12 protein-coding genes are annotated in these 13,902 nt (G+C 42.4%); 5 read left to right on the top strand and 7 right to left on the bottom strand.

All coding sequences use genetic code 11. From position 1 onward, the window contains the following. Window positions 1–55 precede the first annotated feature (55 nt). The gene (locus ACFS6H_RS18725) at window positions 56–1,192 is read right to left on the bottom strand and encodes a tetratricopeptide repeat protein (protein WP_386102704.1); all 1,137 of its coding nucleotides are present in this window, start codon (window positions 1,190–1,192) and stop codon (window positions 56–58) included. Window positions 1,193–1,510: 318 nt separating this feature from the next. Between ACFS6H_RS18725 and rimO the strand changes: the two genes are divergently transcribed. Further along, window positions 1,511–2,818 carry a 30S ribosomal protein S12 methylthiotransferase RimO gene (gene rimO, locus ACFS6H_RS18720; RefSeq protein WP_386102701.1) on the top strand — a complete coding sequence of 436 codons (1,308 nt, stop codon included), beginning with the start codon at window positions 1,511–1,513 and terminating at the stop codon, window positions 2,816–2,818. Between the two features lie 72 nt (window positions 2,819–2,890). On the opposite strand, the gene ACFS6H_RS18715 is transcribed toward rimO, so the two are convergent. The 4 genes from ACFS6H_RS18715 to ACFS6H_RS18700 all read right to left on the bottom strand — a co-directional run bounded on the left by ACFS6H_RS18715 (window position 2,891) and on the right by ACFS6H_RS18700 (window position 6,703). Then, complete coding sequence (locus ACFS6H_RS18715; protein WP_386102698.1) at window positions 2,891–3,934, bottom strand: bestrophin family protein; 1,044 nt, start codon at window positions 3,932–3,934, stop codon at window positions 2,891–2,893. 64 nt (window positions 3,935–3,998) lie between these two features. Then, the gene (locus ACFS6H_RS18710; protein WP_386102695.1) at window positions 3,999–4,520 is read right to left on the bottom strand and encodes a hypothetical protein; all 522 of its coding nucleotides are present in this window, start codon (window positions 4,518–4,520) and stop codon (window positions 3,999–4,001) included. A gap of 107 nt (window positions 4,521–4,627) precedes the next feature. Continuing rightward, on the bottom strand, window positions 4,628–6,016 hold the full coding sequence (locus ACFS6H_RS18705; protein WP_386102692.1) for a sensor histidine kinase: 1,389 nt from the start codon (window positions 6,014–6,016) through the stop codon (window positions 4,628–4,630). Window positions 6,017–6,028: 12 nt separating this feature from the next. Next, window positions 6,029–6,703, bottom strand: a complete 675-nt coding sequence (locus tag ACFS6H_RS18700; RefSeq protein WP_386102689.1) for a response regulator transcription factor — start codon at window positions 6,701–6,703, stop codon at window positions 6,029–6,031. A gap of 167 nt (window positions 6,704–6,870) precedes the next feature. On the opposite strand from ACFS6H_RS18700, the gene ACFS6H_RS18695 reads away from it, so the two are divergent. After that, complete coding sequence (locus tag ACFS6H_RS18695; RefSeq protein WP_386102686.1) at window positions 6,871–7,926, top strand: glycosyltransferase family 9 protein; 1,056 nt, start codon at window positions 6,871–6,873, stop codon at window positions 7,924–7,926. Window positions 7,927–7,955: 29 nt separating this feature from the next. On the opposite strand, the gene ACFS6H_RS18690 is transcribed toward ACFS6H_RS18695, so the two are convergent. After that, window positions 7,956–8,813, bottom strand: coding sequence for an alpha/beta hydrolase (locus tag ACFS6H_RS18690; protein ID WP_386102683.1), 858 nt, complete (start codon window positions 8,811–8,813; stop codon window positions 7,956–7,958). A gap of 107 nt (window positions 8,814–8,920) precedes the next feature. Then, on the bottom strand, window positions 8,921–9,835 hold the full coding sequence (locus ACFS6H_RS18685) for a DUF2279 domain-containing protein (protein ID WP_386102680.1): 915 nt from the start codon (window positions 9,833–9,835) through the stop codon (window positions 8,921–8,923). Window positions 9,836–10,056: 221 nt separating this feature from the next. On the opposite strand from ACFS6H_RS18685, the gene ACFS6H_RS18680 reads away from it, so the two are divergent. The 3 genes from ACFS6H_RS18680 to ACFS6H_RS18670 all read left to right on the top strand — a co-directional run bounded on the left by ACFS6H_RS18680 (window position 10,057) and on the right by ACFS6H_RS18670 (window position 13,754). Beyond that, the gene (locus ACFS6H_RS18680; protein WP_386102677.1) at window positions 10,057–11,778 is read left to right on the top strand and encodes a phospho-sugar mutase; all 1,722 of its coding nucleotides are present in this window, start codon (window positions 10,057–10,059) and stop codon (window positions 11,776–11,778) included. A gap of 234 nt (window positions 11,779–12,012) precedes the next feature. Then, window positions 12,013–12,609 (top strand): RNA polymerase sigma factor, encoded by a 597-nt coding sequence (locus ACFS6H_RS18675; protein WP_386102674.1) that lies wholly within the window; start codon window positions 12,013–12,015, stop codon window positions 12,607–12,609. Window positions 12,610–12,674: 65 nt separating this feature from the next. Continuing rightward, window positions 12,675–13,754, top strand: coding sequence for a FecR family protein (locus ACFS6H_RS18670; RefSeq protein WP_386102671.1), 1,080 nt, complete (start codon window positions 12,675–12,677; stop codon window positions 13,752–13,754). Window positions 13,755–13,902: the final 148 nt, after the last annotated feature.

The raw sequence follows: 13,902 nt of genomic DNA, 5'->3' as shown, positions 1-13,902 counted from the left end.
AGCCCGCTTAATATCATTAAGCGGGCTTTTATATATCAGCAGTACAGGGCGTGTGTTATAGTTTATCAATACGTTCTTTTAACCTGGTTGCCGTTGCCGGAGCAAGGGTATATAGTTTTTCATATACCGATAAAGCATTTTGTTTTTCCTGTTTGGCAATATACACCAGCCCTTTATAGTACAGCGCATTGATACTGCCGGCGTTTAAATCCAGTGCCTTGTTTAATTGCACCAGGGCTTCTGTATAATTGTTTAACATATACTCGCAGTAACCCAGGTCAACATAAGCTGCTGTATAAGTAGGCTCAACTGCAATGGCCGCTTTAAGATAGGTTCTGGCTTCGGTATAATTGCCTTTACTGTTTAAACAGTAACCTATACCAAAATTAGCTTTACGCTCATTGGCCTTTATTTTTAAGGTTTTATTGTACCATTCTATTGCTTTATCGCAGTCTTTAATATTATCGCGGTATACTTCGGCAATGCCATTGTACGCTACATGGTCACCGGCATTTATATCAATCGCCTTCTGAAACCAGGCAATGGCTTCATCAGAACGTTTTAGTTTGGTGCAGGCATACCCCAGCTCCAGGTAGGTGGACAGGTAATCTTTTTTAATGGCCAGGCTTTTTTCCAGCGATACAATGGCTTTTTCGTATTCCTTTTGGGCATTGTAGCTAAACCCCCGCCGGTACCAGTACTGGTAATCTTTTCCCAGCATTTCAGCGGTACTTACCGATTCATGTTTTTCAAAGTAGAGGATGGCGTTGGGGTAGTCCTCGGACTGGTAATATACTTCGCCTATTTTTTTATGAATATTGGTATAATCAGGTTTTAGTTCCCTGGCCCTGAAATAATCGTCCAGTGCGTCTTTGTACTTATACAGCATCTGGTTGGCATAACCCCGTTCAAAGAACACTTTAGGCATGGTACTCCAGGTGATGGCTGCTTTATTGAGGTTGGTAAGGGCATTGTTATACTCCTTCATATCGTTGTAACACCAGCCGCTTTCGTATAAAGCTTCCGTGTAATCGGGCTTTAGTTTGATGGCCTCTTTAAATTTGCCCAGGGCCTCCACTATTTTTTTATCTTTTTTCAGTTTCACACCTTCCTCGTAAAGGGCTTCGGCCGTTTGAGCCCCTGCTATACTATGCAGCAGCAGTATACTGATAAGCGTTAGTATCTGTTTCATAAAGTTAATTGTTGCAACAAATTAACCTAAAAGCAGGGGCACAGTCAATACCGTTAAGTGGGTATACGCGGGGTGGCGAATAACAGCCGGCCAGGGTGATGGTGCTGAAAGGCTGCGCCGCTTAGGCGGAAACCCTTTATACGAAGCGGGGCTGGCGGGAGGCAGTATAAAGGTTGCAGACGGGCGGCGGACTGCAGCCCGGGGTTGTTACTGCAGCCGACAGCCCCAAACCTTTACCTGGCTGATAAACAGCAGGTTTACAACTGTTTAAAACCATTGCGTGACCTAAAGTGGTAATGCATTAACTTTGCAGCGTTTATGAAAACAAAAACGTTAAAAAAGAACAAGGTAAATATCATTACGCTGGGTTGCAGCAAGAATATGGTGGACAGCGAAGTGCTCAGCGGCCAGTTGCTGGCCAATGATATTGCGGTGGTGCATGAAAATAAGAAGGTGGACCATAATATTGTGGTGGTGAATACCTGTGGCTTTATTGATAAGGCAAAGGAAGAGAGTATTAATACCATTCTTGACCAGGTAGAACTGAAAAGAAAGGGAAAGCTGGAGAAAGTGTATGTAACCGGGTGTTTGAGCCAGCGTTATAAAGATAATTTAGAGGATGAGATACCCGAAGTGGATGCTTTTTTTGGTACCATGGAGTTGCCCTTAATGCTGAAACAACTGGAAGCGGATTATAAAGCCGAGCTGATCGGCGAACGTTTACTGGCTACACCAAAACATTATGCCTATTTAAAAATTTCGGAAGGGTGTAACCGTACCTGCTCGTTTTGTGCCATACCCCTGATGCGTGGTAACCATGTAAGCAAGAGTATAGAGGACGTAGTGAGAGAGGCGGAAGGCCTGGTGAGGATGGGCGTAAAAGAGGTAATGTTAATTGCCCAGGAGCTGACCTATTACGGCCTGGATATTTATAAAAAACGGATGTTGCCTGAGCTGTTGAACAGGCTGGCGGATGTGAAGGGACTGGAGTGGATCAGGTTACATTATGCCTATCCTTCAAAATTCCCGATGGAAATATTACCGGTAATGCGGGAGCGGGAGAATATTTGTAATTACCTGGATATGCCTTTACAGCATGCGGCCAATAATATGCTGAAAGCCATGAAACGCCAGATAACCTGTGAAGAGATGGAAGAGCTGGTGGCGGCCATACGGGCAGAAGTGCCGGGTATTTGTTTACGCACTACTTTAATTACCGGCTTTCCGGGCGAAACCCAGGACGATGTGGAAGAGTTAAAGGCATTTTTGGAGAAAATGCGTTTTGACAGGGTGGGTATCTTTACTTATTCGCATGAAGAGAATACATCGGCCTATGACCTGGCAGATGATGTACCGGCGGAAGAAAAAGAACGCAGGGCGCAGGAGATAATGGAAGTGCAGCAGGAGATATCGTACGAAAAGAACCAGGAAAAAATTGGTAAAGTATTTAAGGTACTGATCGATAAAAAAGAATCGGGCCGTTACCTGGGGCGTACCGAGTTTGATAGTGTGGAAGTGGATAATGAAGTGGTGATCACCGGCGATAAGAAATTAAAAACAGGTGAGTTTTATAATGTAAAAATTACCAAAGCATACGATTACGACCTGGAAGGGGAAGTGATTTAGTGGTAATAAAAATATAAGCAAAGCGGGTTCCATACAGAACCCGCTTTTTTGTTTCAGACGGCTATGATGAGATTATAATAGGTAGTATGCTTTTTTACCTTGCTGCTGGTACCTGGGTGCTACATCATCATGCATCCAGTCGTCCAGGTCAACCACCTGCGCGGCTTTACGCAGTTTGGTTTTTGTTACCCCATTCTCGTCCTGGCCGGTGGTTACTACTTCGGCATAGGTTACATTTTTATGCTCGTAAGTAAGGTCGTACAACTGGGTCAGGTTTTTTTCAATATTATTGGTAATGGTGGTCATGGGCGTATCCGTAGGTTTGTTTTCAAACGGATCCTGCAAATGAATAGCCATTTTTTCAATTAATAAGAAACAGGCCGATATAGCTACTACCAGCGGCACTTCAAATAAACCGAAGTATTCGATAAGGCCGAACGGTAATAAGGAGATGAACAGTAACAAGGCCAGGTGTATGTATAAACTATAGGTGCTGGGGAAGATGGTATTTTTAATACGTTCACACTTACCCATGGCATCGCATAACCTGGACAGGGTACGGTCAATTTCTACCTGTTGAAAACGGTTGATCATACCTTCTTCCAGTGCCATTTTCAGGTCCTTACCCATCATATCGATCAAAGCGGAAGGTACATTATCAACGTTTTTAACATAGGCCAGTTCCTGTTTGGATAAATACTTTTCCAAACCCTTTGTGGGGTTTTGTCCACGTAAATGCCTTGTCAGGCTCCGGCACCAGGCTATCTGCCTTTTGATCATACGTTGCTGAAAAGCCATGATATGTTCATCGGGCTCATGGGTAAGCACGGTAAAGTGCATTATCTGGCGGCCCAGTGTACGGGAGTCGTTTACAATAGCCCCCCATATGTGTCTTGCTTCCCACCAGCGGTCATAAGCCTGGTTACTTCTAAAGCCTAACAGCAGGGATATAACAGTACCTAAAATGGCCGGTACGGCAATGGGGATGGAAATACGTGTAAAGTGATAGGCATCATACAATACGGCTATAGTAGTTGCATATAGAGCGATAAACAGTATTTCATATTTCACTTTTCCAAACACATATTTGAATGGAATATTCTTTTTTAATAACATAAATTATCGTTGTTTTAATGCAAGCAGTGGTTGTACATACCTGTTAAAGTGTATGTTTGGGTAATTACTTATCAATAGAAACGGTAGCTAATTCAGGCTGAGCCTCATAGCTAAGTGCTGTTTCCCTGGTTTCTTCCACCACTTCTCTTGTAATGGTTTCAAATACCGGTAATTTATAAAAGGGTATACCACATTTGTTAAAGAATGATAAAGGGTTGATGCTGCGTTCATGAATTTTTACATAAGTGTAAGCTTCGGGAACATAGATCATATCAATATCATTGGCATCAGCAAAATTTCTGAAAAGGCCCAGGGTATCGCCCAGCATATATTTAAAATTAATACGCTGAATATTTTGCGGATAACGGTCTTTTAATTGTTTGCAGGCCTGGCGGAAGCTTTCGTTCATTACTTCGTTATAAGGGTGTTTATGCGCACCGGTGATCAGGTCCAACGACGAAGTAGGGAGGTTAAAAGCATGAAACAGTACTATGTTAACTTTACGTCCGCCGAGGCTTTTTACCACCTGTTCTACATTTTTTACGGAGTTTACACTACAGTCGGTTGGAATAAGTAAGTTGGTCATAATATTATTTTTTTATAACACAAAACTGCGGCACGGGCATTAAAAAGGCCTAAACGTAAGATTAGGCCTTAATTAAAATGTTATTAAAATAAGATTAGAATTTGCGGTCAGCCATTTTCTTCCGAACAAATGGGCAGGTTAACTGTTACCTGCGTGCCGATATTTACTTTTGATTGTATATCAATACTGCCGCGATGCAGGCGTATAATATTGTTAGACAGGGGCATACCAATACCATACCCTTCATAATCCTTCACATTGGAGGCCCTGAAGAAGGGGATATATACCTGTTTGATATCTTTTTCCGGAATGCCGATACCATTATCTTTTACCACTATTTTCGCCAGTTCGGCTTCAATGATCATATCCACTTCCACCGTTTGATTATTGGAATATTTACAGGCGTTCATTACAATATTGCCGATGGCAATTTTTAAAAGATCATAATTACCCATCACGTTCATACTGGCATTATCATGGGGCAGGGCATGCATATTTATTTTAATGCTGCTGTCGGGGAAAATAGCGTCCACACTGTCTTTTACATCAAATATCAGCTGGTCCAGCCTTACTGCCTCATGTTTTTGTTTTTTACCGTCAAAGCCTGTTTGTGCCAGCGACAGCAGGCCCTTGGTCAAATGCTGTAATTTTTCGGCCTGGCTGGTAATGTTTTCCAGCGATTGCTGGTAATGCTCCGGTGTTCTTTCACGCTGTAAAGCATAATCGGCCTCGCCTACAATAGCGGTGAGCGGGGTTCTTAATTCATGCGAGGCATTGCTGATAAAATTGTTCTGGGCTTCAAAGGATGTTTCCAGCCGGTCCAGCATTTCATTAAAGGTCCTGATGAGGGTAGCAATCTCATCCGATCCTTTTTGCTCCTGCAGGCGCAGGTGCAGGTTGCCCTGGCTTATCTGGTTCACCTTGGCTGTAATATCCCTGAAGGGTTGAAAAGTGCGGCGGGAGAAGTATTTACCTACGGTAAAGATCAATAACACGGCACAAATAAAAGTAACGATCTTAATAATGAGCAGGTGCTGCATCATTTCACGGCCATACACGTTTACGGCCGATTTGATCACAATATGATCGTCGCCGGTGTTTTCCTTATATAAAAGGCCGGCATAGTGGCGGTAACCTTTTTTATAAAAAACGGTAGCACCATCGGCATTGATGATTTTTTCCAGGTAGGTAGCAGGCAATTCAGGGGCAAGCGGTGTTTTGGAAACCTTGGAACCTTTGGCCACTTCCAGGATAAATGCTTTTTCCTCCGGTAGCTTTTCCATGTACTGGCGCTGCAGTTCGCGGAATGATTCCGTGGATTCGGCATCATGTTCAAAACGATATTTGGCCGAAATTTTTGCCCTTAATTCCACCCGTTTATTAAAGTCGTTATGGGCCGATTCATTGAGGAAAAAATATACCGTGATATTGAGGATAAAAAAAACGGTTGCTGTAAGTGCTGTGAACAGCAAGGTTGTTTTTGTTTGTATTTTCATATAGCAATGCCCTTATACTTTTAACATGTAACCCATGCCTACAATGGTTTGTATAAATTTCTGATCCGGAATTTTATCTATTTTTTTGCGTAAATAATTTACATACACATCCACCACGTTGGTGCCCATATTAAAATCAATGCCCCATACATTTTCCAGTATTTCCAGCCTGGACAATACCTTGTTCTTGTTTTTTATAAAGTATTCCAGTAACCTGTATTCGGTAGACGTAAGGTTGATAGGCGTATTATTCAGCTGAACCAGTTTGGCATCGAGGTTAACGGCAATATCACCGATGTAAAAAACATCTTCATCCTGTAAGGCCAGTGTCCGGCGCCTGTTTAATGAACGTAGCCGGGCTTCCAGCTCGGCAAATTTGAAAGGTTTTACCAGGTAATCGTCGCCGCCGCTGTTTAAGCCGGTTACAATATTTTCAGTGGTACCCAGGGCCGTTAAAAAAAGAATAGGAGTGATTATTTTTTCCTGGCGCAGGCGTTTACATACCTCAATACCATTCATACCGGGTACCATAATATCCAGGATAATAATATCAAATTCATGTTCTTTGGCAATGGTATACCCGATATAACCATCGGGTGCTACCGTAATACTGTAGCCGTTTTCTGTTAAGCCCTTATTGATAAGGGTAGCCACACTGGGCTCATCTTCCACTAACAATATCTTCATGCTTACAAATTAACGGTTTGAGTGACTGGTTTACTGGTGAAATAGTGACAAATGTACATCATCGTTTTTTAATGCTTTGTTATAAGCGTTTACACGCTTTAAAAATAAAGGCTGCAATATTTGTTCAGCACTATTAGCCTGTTACTTTTGTGCTTAATTTATTGGGCATGAAAATTTTGGTGATCCAGCAAAAAATGATCGGGGATGTATTGGTCAGTTCCATTTTATGCAATAACCTGCGTAAAATGTACCCGCATGCCACTATTGATTACATGGTTTACGAGCATACGCTGGCGGTAGTGTATAATAATCCCAATATTGATAACCTGCTGCTGGTAACGGCTAAAGATAAAAAACTGCCGCAGCTGATCAAACGGATAGGCCAGTTGCGTAAAACCAGGTATGATATTATCATTGATGCTTATTGTAAACTGGGAACCAGTATCATGTGTTTGTTTTCCGGGGCAGGCATCACCATCAGTTTTAAAAAATGGTATACGGCCTTTTGTTATACCCATACCTGGAAAAGAAAGGAAAAAGCGACGACTGTTGCCGGGTTGGCAATTGAACACCGGGTGGCCCTGCTTAGTTTTTTACAACCTGCTGTTCCGATGGACCTGATGCCCCGCATATACCTGACGGAGGAAGAATTAAAAACGGCACAAGCTACTTTACAGGAGCATCAACTGCAAGGGAAGGCATTGATCATGATCGGTTTGCTGGGCAGTGACAGGCGAAAATCCTATCCGGCGGCCTATATGGCACAGGTGCTGGATACCGTGGCCGCTAATGCACATGCAACCTTACTGGTGAATTATATGCCTTCGCAGCAGGAAGAAGCTGCAGCGATACTGCGTTTATGTAAAGAGGAAACGCTTGCAAAGATTGTTACGGCTTTACAGCCAAAAGGGTTGAGAAGTTTCCTGGCCATTCTTCATTATTGTAAGGCGATTATTGGTAACGAGGGTGGGGCGGTAAATATGGCCAAAGCACTGGACCTGCCTACTTTCAGCATCTTTTCTCCCATGGTGGCAAAAGAGGGCTGGGATCTTTTTGCTGATGGCCATAAACATGTATCAGTACACCTGAATGATTTTATTGCAGAACCATTACGCTTAAATAAAAAACAGGCGAAAGAACAGGTGTTTGATCTATACCAGCAGTTTTCTCCCGCAATGGTTGAACCTAAGCTGCTTCACTTTATCCAGGTAAACGGGTTGTAAAATGCTACATCGGCAGTTTGCAATTGGGTTTATTCAAAACCGGCTAACCAGTCCTTCAGGTTTTTCAGAAAAGCCTCTTTGTATTTAAATGCATCCCTGAATCCCCAGCCATGTCCGCCGCTGGGATAAATATGCAGGGAAGCGGCCACGCCGGCCTTGTGCAAAGCGTTATAATAATTGGTGCCATTAGTGGGTAGTACCACTTTATCATCATCCGAAAAAGCAATAAAGGCCCTGGGAGTAGCTGCATTTACCTGTTTTTCGTTACTGTAGGCAATGCTCACCGCTTCAGGCGGGTTAGCACCCAGTAAGTTTTTTCTTGAGCCTTTATGCGTATAGGTTGAATCCATAGTGATAACAGGATATAATAAGATCTGGAAAGCCGGTTTAATAGCTGCATCACTCTTAGTGGCTACCGTGGCCGCTAAATGCCCGCCTGCAGAGGAACCCATAATGCCAATTTTATTTTCGTTGATATGCCACTTGCCTGCATTGCTTTTGGTTATTCTTATAGCTTCGGCAACATCACTGAAAGGCACTTCTTTATTACCAAAGGGCATGCGGTATTTTAAAACAATAAAAGCAATACCCTGTTCCAGGAAAAAGGGTGCAAAATCATACCCCTCGTGGTTATAGGCTAAATGACTGTAACCACCGCCGGGTAAAGCTATTACGGCACGACCGGTACTTTTGGCCGCTTCAGGCAGGTATACCCTTATCTGTGGTTTGTAAATGCCTTTCTTCTCATCCTCCGGCTGGCTTTCGGTACCATTACTGGTTGGCGCACCGTTAGGCCACAGGTATATATCGGTATAAGCAGGCGTTTGTGCTGATACAGTCTTAAAAGTTAGGGTACTCATCATTATACAAAACAGCAAATAGCGCATATTTTTTATTTTTTGTTACCGGCTGCACCAATACTATCATCAGTTGTTGCGTCGCACACTTGTACGGTTTACACGCTGTTCAGCAGTTGGCAGCAACCGGTTTATGATCAAAAATACAAAGGATAAAACTTCATTTTTCCTTTACTGTCCAGCATTAAAGCCGGTGCCGGGATTTTAATGGCATTCAGCATAAAAAAGCAGGTGCGTAAAAACTTGCTTTTTGTCTTAATTTTTGTCAGGTCAATATCCGGGCTTAAAAAAAACTGTCTTTTACGGGGGATATCGTAACGGGTGATGGTATTGCCATCCTTATCTTCCCATTTATTTTCATAACCACCCCACATGCCATCGGCGCCATAGCCCACGGCAATATTCAGCCATTTGGGAAAATTACTTTCTTTGAAGAAGGAATGTATATTGGCGCTTAACCAATAGGTTTGGGCATTATAATCTTTTAACGTGCGTTCATACAGGCCTTTTCCAAAAAGTTCATCGGCCCTGGTATCCAGCATGGGATCGGAGTATTTATTGGCATGAAAAGAAAATTTTAATTGTACCCGCTGTTCTTTCCAGGCCAGTTCCTGGCCAATATATAACAGGGAGCCGCTTAAATTGGCTGCCATATCGCCCCAGCTGAATCCCCATTTGGCCGAATAGGCATCCAGGAATTCGATAACCGTAAGATAGGCTGTACCGCTTAAGCCACCCAGCCATACCGCTTTTTTATGCTCCATGCCGGCCCATTGCCATATTTGTGATGATAAACGGCCTGTTGTGTAGGCTGTCCAGGCATGCCCCGTTTTATCCATCTGTAACCATTCCTTATTATCGTCGTAAGTATGAAATTTACTGCGTGGTTCGTTTTTATACCAGGCTTCATTTAATAAAACCAGTGAGCCGCCATAAGCCGCTACATTGGCACTGCCAACCCACCATTGGCGGCGTTTTTTCTGAATGGCCGGTAAGCCGGTACCACCATCCCAAAAGCCGGCCCCGGTGGCAGTATCTGTTGGTAAAGCCAACGTATCATTTTGTGCTGTAAGAGTGGTTGAACAGGCACAACAGGTGACGAAAAAAAGGACCAGGAATCGAACGCTTTTATTCCACATATTACAGGGTAAAGAGGGGGCAGGTTTGATAAATATTAAAATATTTTTCGCAAAAATACATTTACTTTATCTTTTGGGTGGTAAAACATAAAATTTATAACTTACAACCCTTATAATCATTTAAATAGCAAACTATGGACGCTGCCATTCAAGACAAGGTAAACGTGTGGTTAAACGGGAATTTTGACCAGGATACAAAGGACCAGATCAAACAACTGCAGGCAGGTAACGAAGCCGATATTGCCGATGCCTTTTATAAAAATTTAGAGTTTGGTACAGGCGGTTTACGTGGTATTATGGGCGTGGGTACCAACCGCATGAATAAGTATACGGTAGGTATGGCTACCCAGGGGTATGCCAATTATTTAAAACAAAGCTTTGGTAATGATGTAAAAGTGGCCATTGCACATGACAGCCGGAATAACAGCCGTTTTTTTGCTGAGACCACAGCCAATGTTTTTGCCGCCAATGGTATTAAAGTGTATTTATTTGAGGCGTTAAGACCTACTCCCGAATTATCATTTGCTATCCGTCACCTGGGTTGCCAGGGCGGGGTGGTGTGTACGGCCTCCCATAATCCGAAAGAGTATAATGGTTACAAAGCCTACTGGAATGACGGCGGACAACTGGTGCCACCGCATGATAAAAATGTAATTAAAGAGGTAGAGAAGATAGCCTCTGTGGATGATGTAAAATGGAGCGGGGGCGAAGCCAATATTACCTTAATAGGTAAGGAAATAGATGCAGCTTATATTGAAATGGTGAAAAGCCTGAGCGTATATCCCGAAGTGATTGCGCAGCAGCACGACCTGAAAATTGTGTACACACCTATTCATGGCACTGGTATAAAATTGGTTCCTGATGTGTTAAAAGCATTTGGTTTTACCAATGTTACCATTGTAAAAGAGCAGGAAGAACCCAATGGCAATTTCCCTACGGTAAGTTATCCAAACCCGGAGGAGAAAGAAACCATGAGCATTGGCCTGGCAAAAGCCAAAGAACTGGATGCCGATATATTATTAGGTACTGACCCTGATGCGGATCGTGTAGGGATTGGCGTAAAAGATAACAAAGGGGAGTGGGTGCTGATGAACGGTAACCAGACCGCTGTGCTGGCGTTTAACTATTTACTGGAAGCGAGGCGGACCAAAGGTATTGCCCGCCCCAACGATATGATCATTACCACCATTGTTACCACAGGCATGGCCGATGCTTTAGCCAAAGGAAATAATGTGGCCTGCTACCGGGTGCTGACCGGCTTTAAATGGATCGCCGAAATGATCCGCGAAAAAGAAGGTAAAGAAAATTATATCATTGGCGGGGAGGAAAGTTTTGGTTTAATGATCGGTGACCAGATCCGTGATAAGGATGCCGTAAGCGCCGTAGCCTTGTTATGTGAGATGGCTGCTTATGAAAAAGCACAGGGACGTACCTTGTTTGATAAATTAATTGAGCTGTATATCCAGTATGGTTTTTATAAAGAGGATTTAATTTCCATTACCCAAAAAGGTATGGACGGGCAACAGCAGATCGCGGCCATGATGGAAGCTTACCGGAAAAATCCGCCAACCGTTATCAATGGCGTGGCGGTAGCGCAATTACTGGATTACGAATTGCAGAAAGGGACCAATATCCAGGACGGCAGCCAGTGGGATATTCAACTGCCGAAATCAAATGTGCTGCAGTTTATCTTAGCGGATGGCAGTATTATTTCTGCCCGCCCGAGTGGCACTGAGCCGAAAATTAAATTTTATTTTAGTGTGAAGGAAGCCCTGACCAGCGCCGCTGATTTTGATAAGGTAAACCTGCAATTGGATGAAAAAATAAAAGCCATTATTGCAGATATGAAGTTGTAGATAGCGGATTAGTTTTCAGTTTTTTATCATAAACTGGGAATATAAAAGAATACATCTTTTTTATATACCTGACCGGGCTGCATAGCCCGGTTTTTTTATTAGCCCGTCTTTACAAATAGTAAAATTGTTATCGGTTGCATGAGCTTACCGCTCATGTGAATATATTTTTTTAATTAGCATTAAATAATATATTTGATTCGTTATACCAAATGATTGCCCCTAATTTTTTGCTTAATGAGTACTGACAACCTATATGAGGAAAGACGCCTGTTACTGATGCTGGGTAATGATAGTGCTTATGCTTTTCAGCAAATCTTCGACAAGTATAAAGACCATATTTATAAAGTGGCCATGAGCTACGTAAAAGATAAACACCTGGCGGAGGAGATCATCCAGGATGTTTTTACCAAGGTATGGACACACCGCCACTCCTTATTGGAACTACGCTCCTTTGAAGCCTGGTTATATACGGTGAGCAAGAACCGGATATTTGATTATAACAAAAAGAAAATTGCCGACTGGAAGGCGCACCTGGGTTATCATTCCCAGAAAAGTGAAACGGTGAATGATTCGGAAAGACTACTCCAGTCAAAGGAATACAAAGAGTTACTGCATATTGCGCAACAGCAACTTACTGATCAGCAATTATTAGTATTTAAACTGGCCAAAGAGGAGCATATGAGCTATAAACAGATAGCTGCGCAGTTAAACCTTTCGCCCTTAACGGTTAAAACACATTTAGCCAGGGCAATGAATACCCTTAAAAACCACCTGCTCAAAAACGGGGAGATCAATATCTTCATTTTACTGGCCATTCAAAATTTTTTTTAATTCCCTGTACTCCATTTTTTTATTGGCGCAGTCTTTATTAGTAGCCGTTATATTTTACCAACCCAATGGATGTAAGAAACAGGATACTTTTTTTGCTGGATAAGTTTGTTATCAATCAGTGTACCCAGGCTGAAACGGATGAGCTATTCGGCTACCTGGGTTCACCGGCATACGATGAACTGTTAAAGGAGCATATAGCTACTTCCCTGGAAAACGGGGCGGAGGGGCTTAACCTTCCTTTGGACCGGTCAGAGACCTTGGTAAATAATATCATGAACGGCAGTAATGGCAGCCAGTTTATTTTAAAGAGTATACACAAAAAGCAAAGAATAAGAAGAATGATAGCCATAGCGGCTGTTATTATACTGGTAGCGGTAATGTCGGTTTTTTCGGTTAACCGTTTTTTTCAGCGTAATACCGATGACCTGGTTACCATACCTGATGAGCATGAAACATTAACCGTAAATCATAATAAAACCAATAAGGCTTTATCGGTTGCTTTGGAAGACGGAAGCGTGGTTATCCTGCAACCCAATGCCAGTTTATATTACCCCGCAAAATTTGGTGCGCAGAACAGGTCTGTAAAACTGGTAGGAGATGCTTTTTTCGAGATCGCGAAAGACCCGAATAAACCTTTCCTGGTGCATCATGATAACCTGGTAACAAGAGTATTGGGCACCAGCTTTTATATCAAACATAATGATAACGATGACCTGGTAGAGGTGGAAGTGAGAACAGGCAGAGTGGAAGTATACAAACCAACGAAAAAAAATACGGAAGGAAAGGGTAAACTGGACAATGGCGTGATCATAACACCCAACCAAAAAGTACGGTATGATGACAGAACACAGCTGTTCAGTACTTCACTGGTAGATATCCCGGTGCCGATCAGCCAGCCATCGAACGCAACAACAAGGTCTTATTCATTTGATAAGGAAAAACTGTCGGTTATACTGGATATTATTCAAAAGGATTACGGTATAAAAATAGAACTGGAACAACACCATGTGGCAGAATGTTTGTTCAGTGGAAATATTGATGGATTAAGTTTATATACCAAGCTCGATATTATGGTAACTGCTTTGGGATTGCACTATGAATTGAAAGGAACTACGATCTTGATTACAGGTAAAGGCTGTTTATAAAAATATTTTGAACGATTGATATGCTTATGAAGATCTAATACTTCTTCAGGCTCGACCATATTCTAAACTTTATTGACCTGGCATTTTATTATACCTGTAGGTGATACGGGTGCTTGTATAGCTGTTTTTATTAAAACTATTACTTCGT

The organism is Terrimonas rubra (assembly GCF_042686025.1).
Classification (GTDB): Bacteria; Bacteroidota; Bacteroidia; order Chitinophagales; family Chitinophagaceae; genus Terrimonas; species Terrimonas rubra.
Note: the sequence above shows the minus strand (reverse complement) of the source record. Positions and strands in the feature narration are given on the sequence as shown.

Bases quoted from the DNA above. Each gene is read 5' to 3' on its own strand.
- ACFS6H_RS18725 (WP_386102704.1), bottom strand. From the start codon at position 1,192: ATGAAACAGATACTAACGCTTATCAGTATACTGCTGCTGCATAGTATA.
- rimO (WP_386102701.1), top strand. From the start codon at position 1,511: ATGAAAACAAAAACGTTAAAAAAGAACAAGGTAAATATCATTACGCTG.
- ACFS6H_RS18715 (WP_386102698.1), bottom strand. From the start codon at position 3,934: ATGTTATTAAAAAAGAATATTCCATTCAAATATGTGTTTGGAAAAGTG.
- ACFS6H_RS18710 (WP_386102695.1), bottom strand. From the start codon at position 4,520: ATGACCAACTTACTTATTCCAACCGACTGTAGTGTAAACTCCGTAAAA.
- ACFS6H_RS18705 (WP_386102692.1), bottom strand. From the start codon at position 6,016: ATGAAAATACAAACAAAAACAACCTTGCTGTTCACAGCACTTACAGCA.
- ACFS6H_RS18700 (WP_386102689.1), bottom strand. From the start codon at position 6,703: ATGAAGATATTGTTAGTGGAAGATGAGCCCAGTGTGGCTACCCTTATC.
- ACFS6H_RS18695 (WP_386102686.1), top strand. From the start codon at position 6,871: ATGAAAATTTTGGTGATCCAGCAAAAAATGATCGGGGATGTATTGGTC.
- ACFS6H_RS18690 (WP_386102683.1), bottom strand. From the start codon at position 8,813: ATGCGCTATTTGCTGTTTTGTATAATGATGAGTACCCTAACTTTTAAG.
- ACFS6H_RS18680 (WP_386102677.1), top strand. From the start codon at position 10,057: ATGGACGCTGCCATTCAAGACAAGGTAAACGTGTGGTTAAACGGGAAT.
- ACFS6H_RS18675 (WP_386102674.1), top strand. From the start codon at position 12,013: ATGAGTACTGACAACCTATATGAGGAAAGACGCCTGTTACTGATGCTG.
- ACFS6H_RS18670 (WP_386102671.1), top strand. From the start codon at position 12,675: ATGGATGTAAGAAACAGGATACTTTTTTTGCTGGATAAGTTTGTTATC.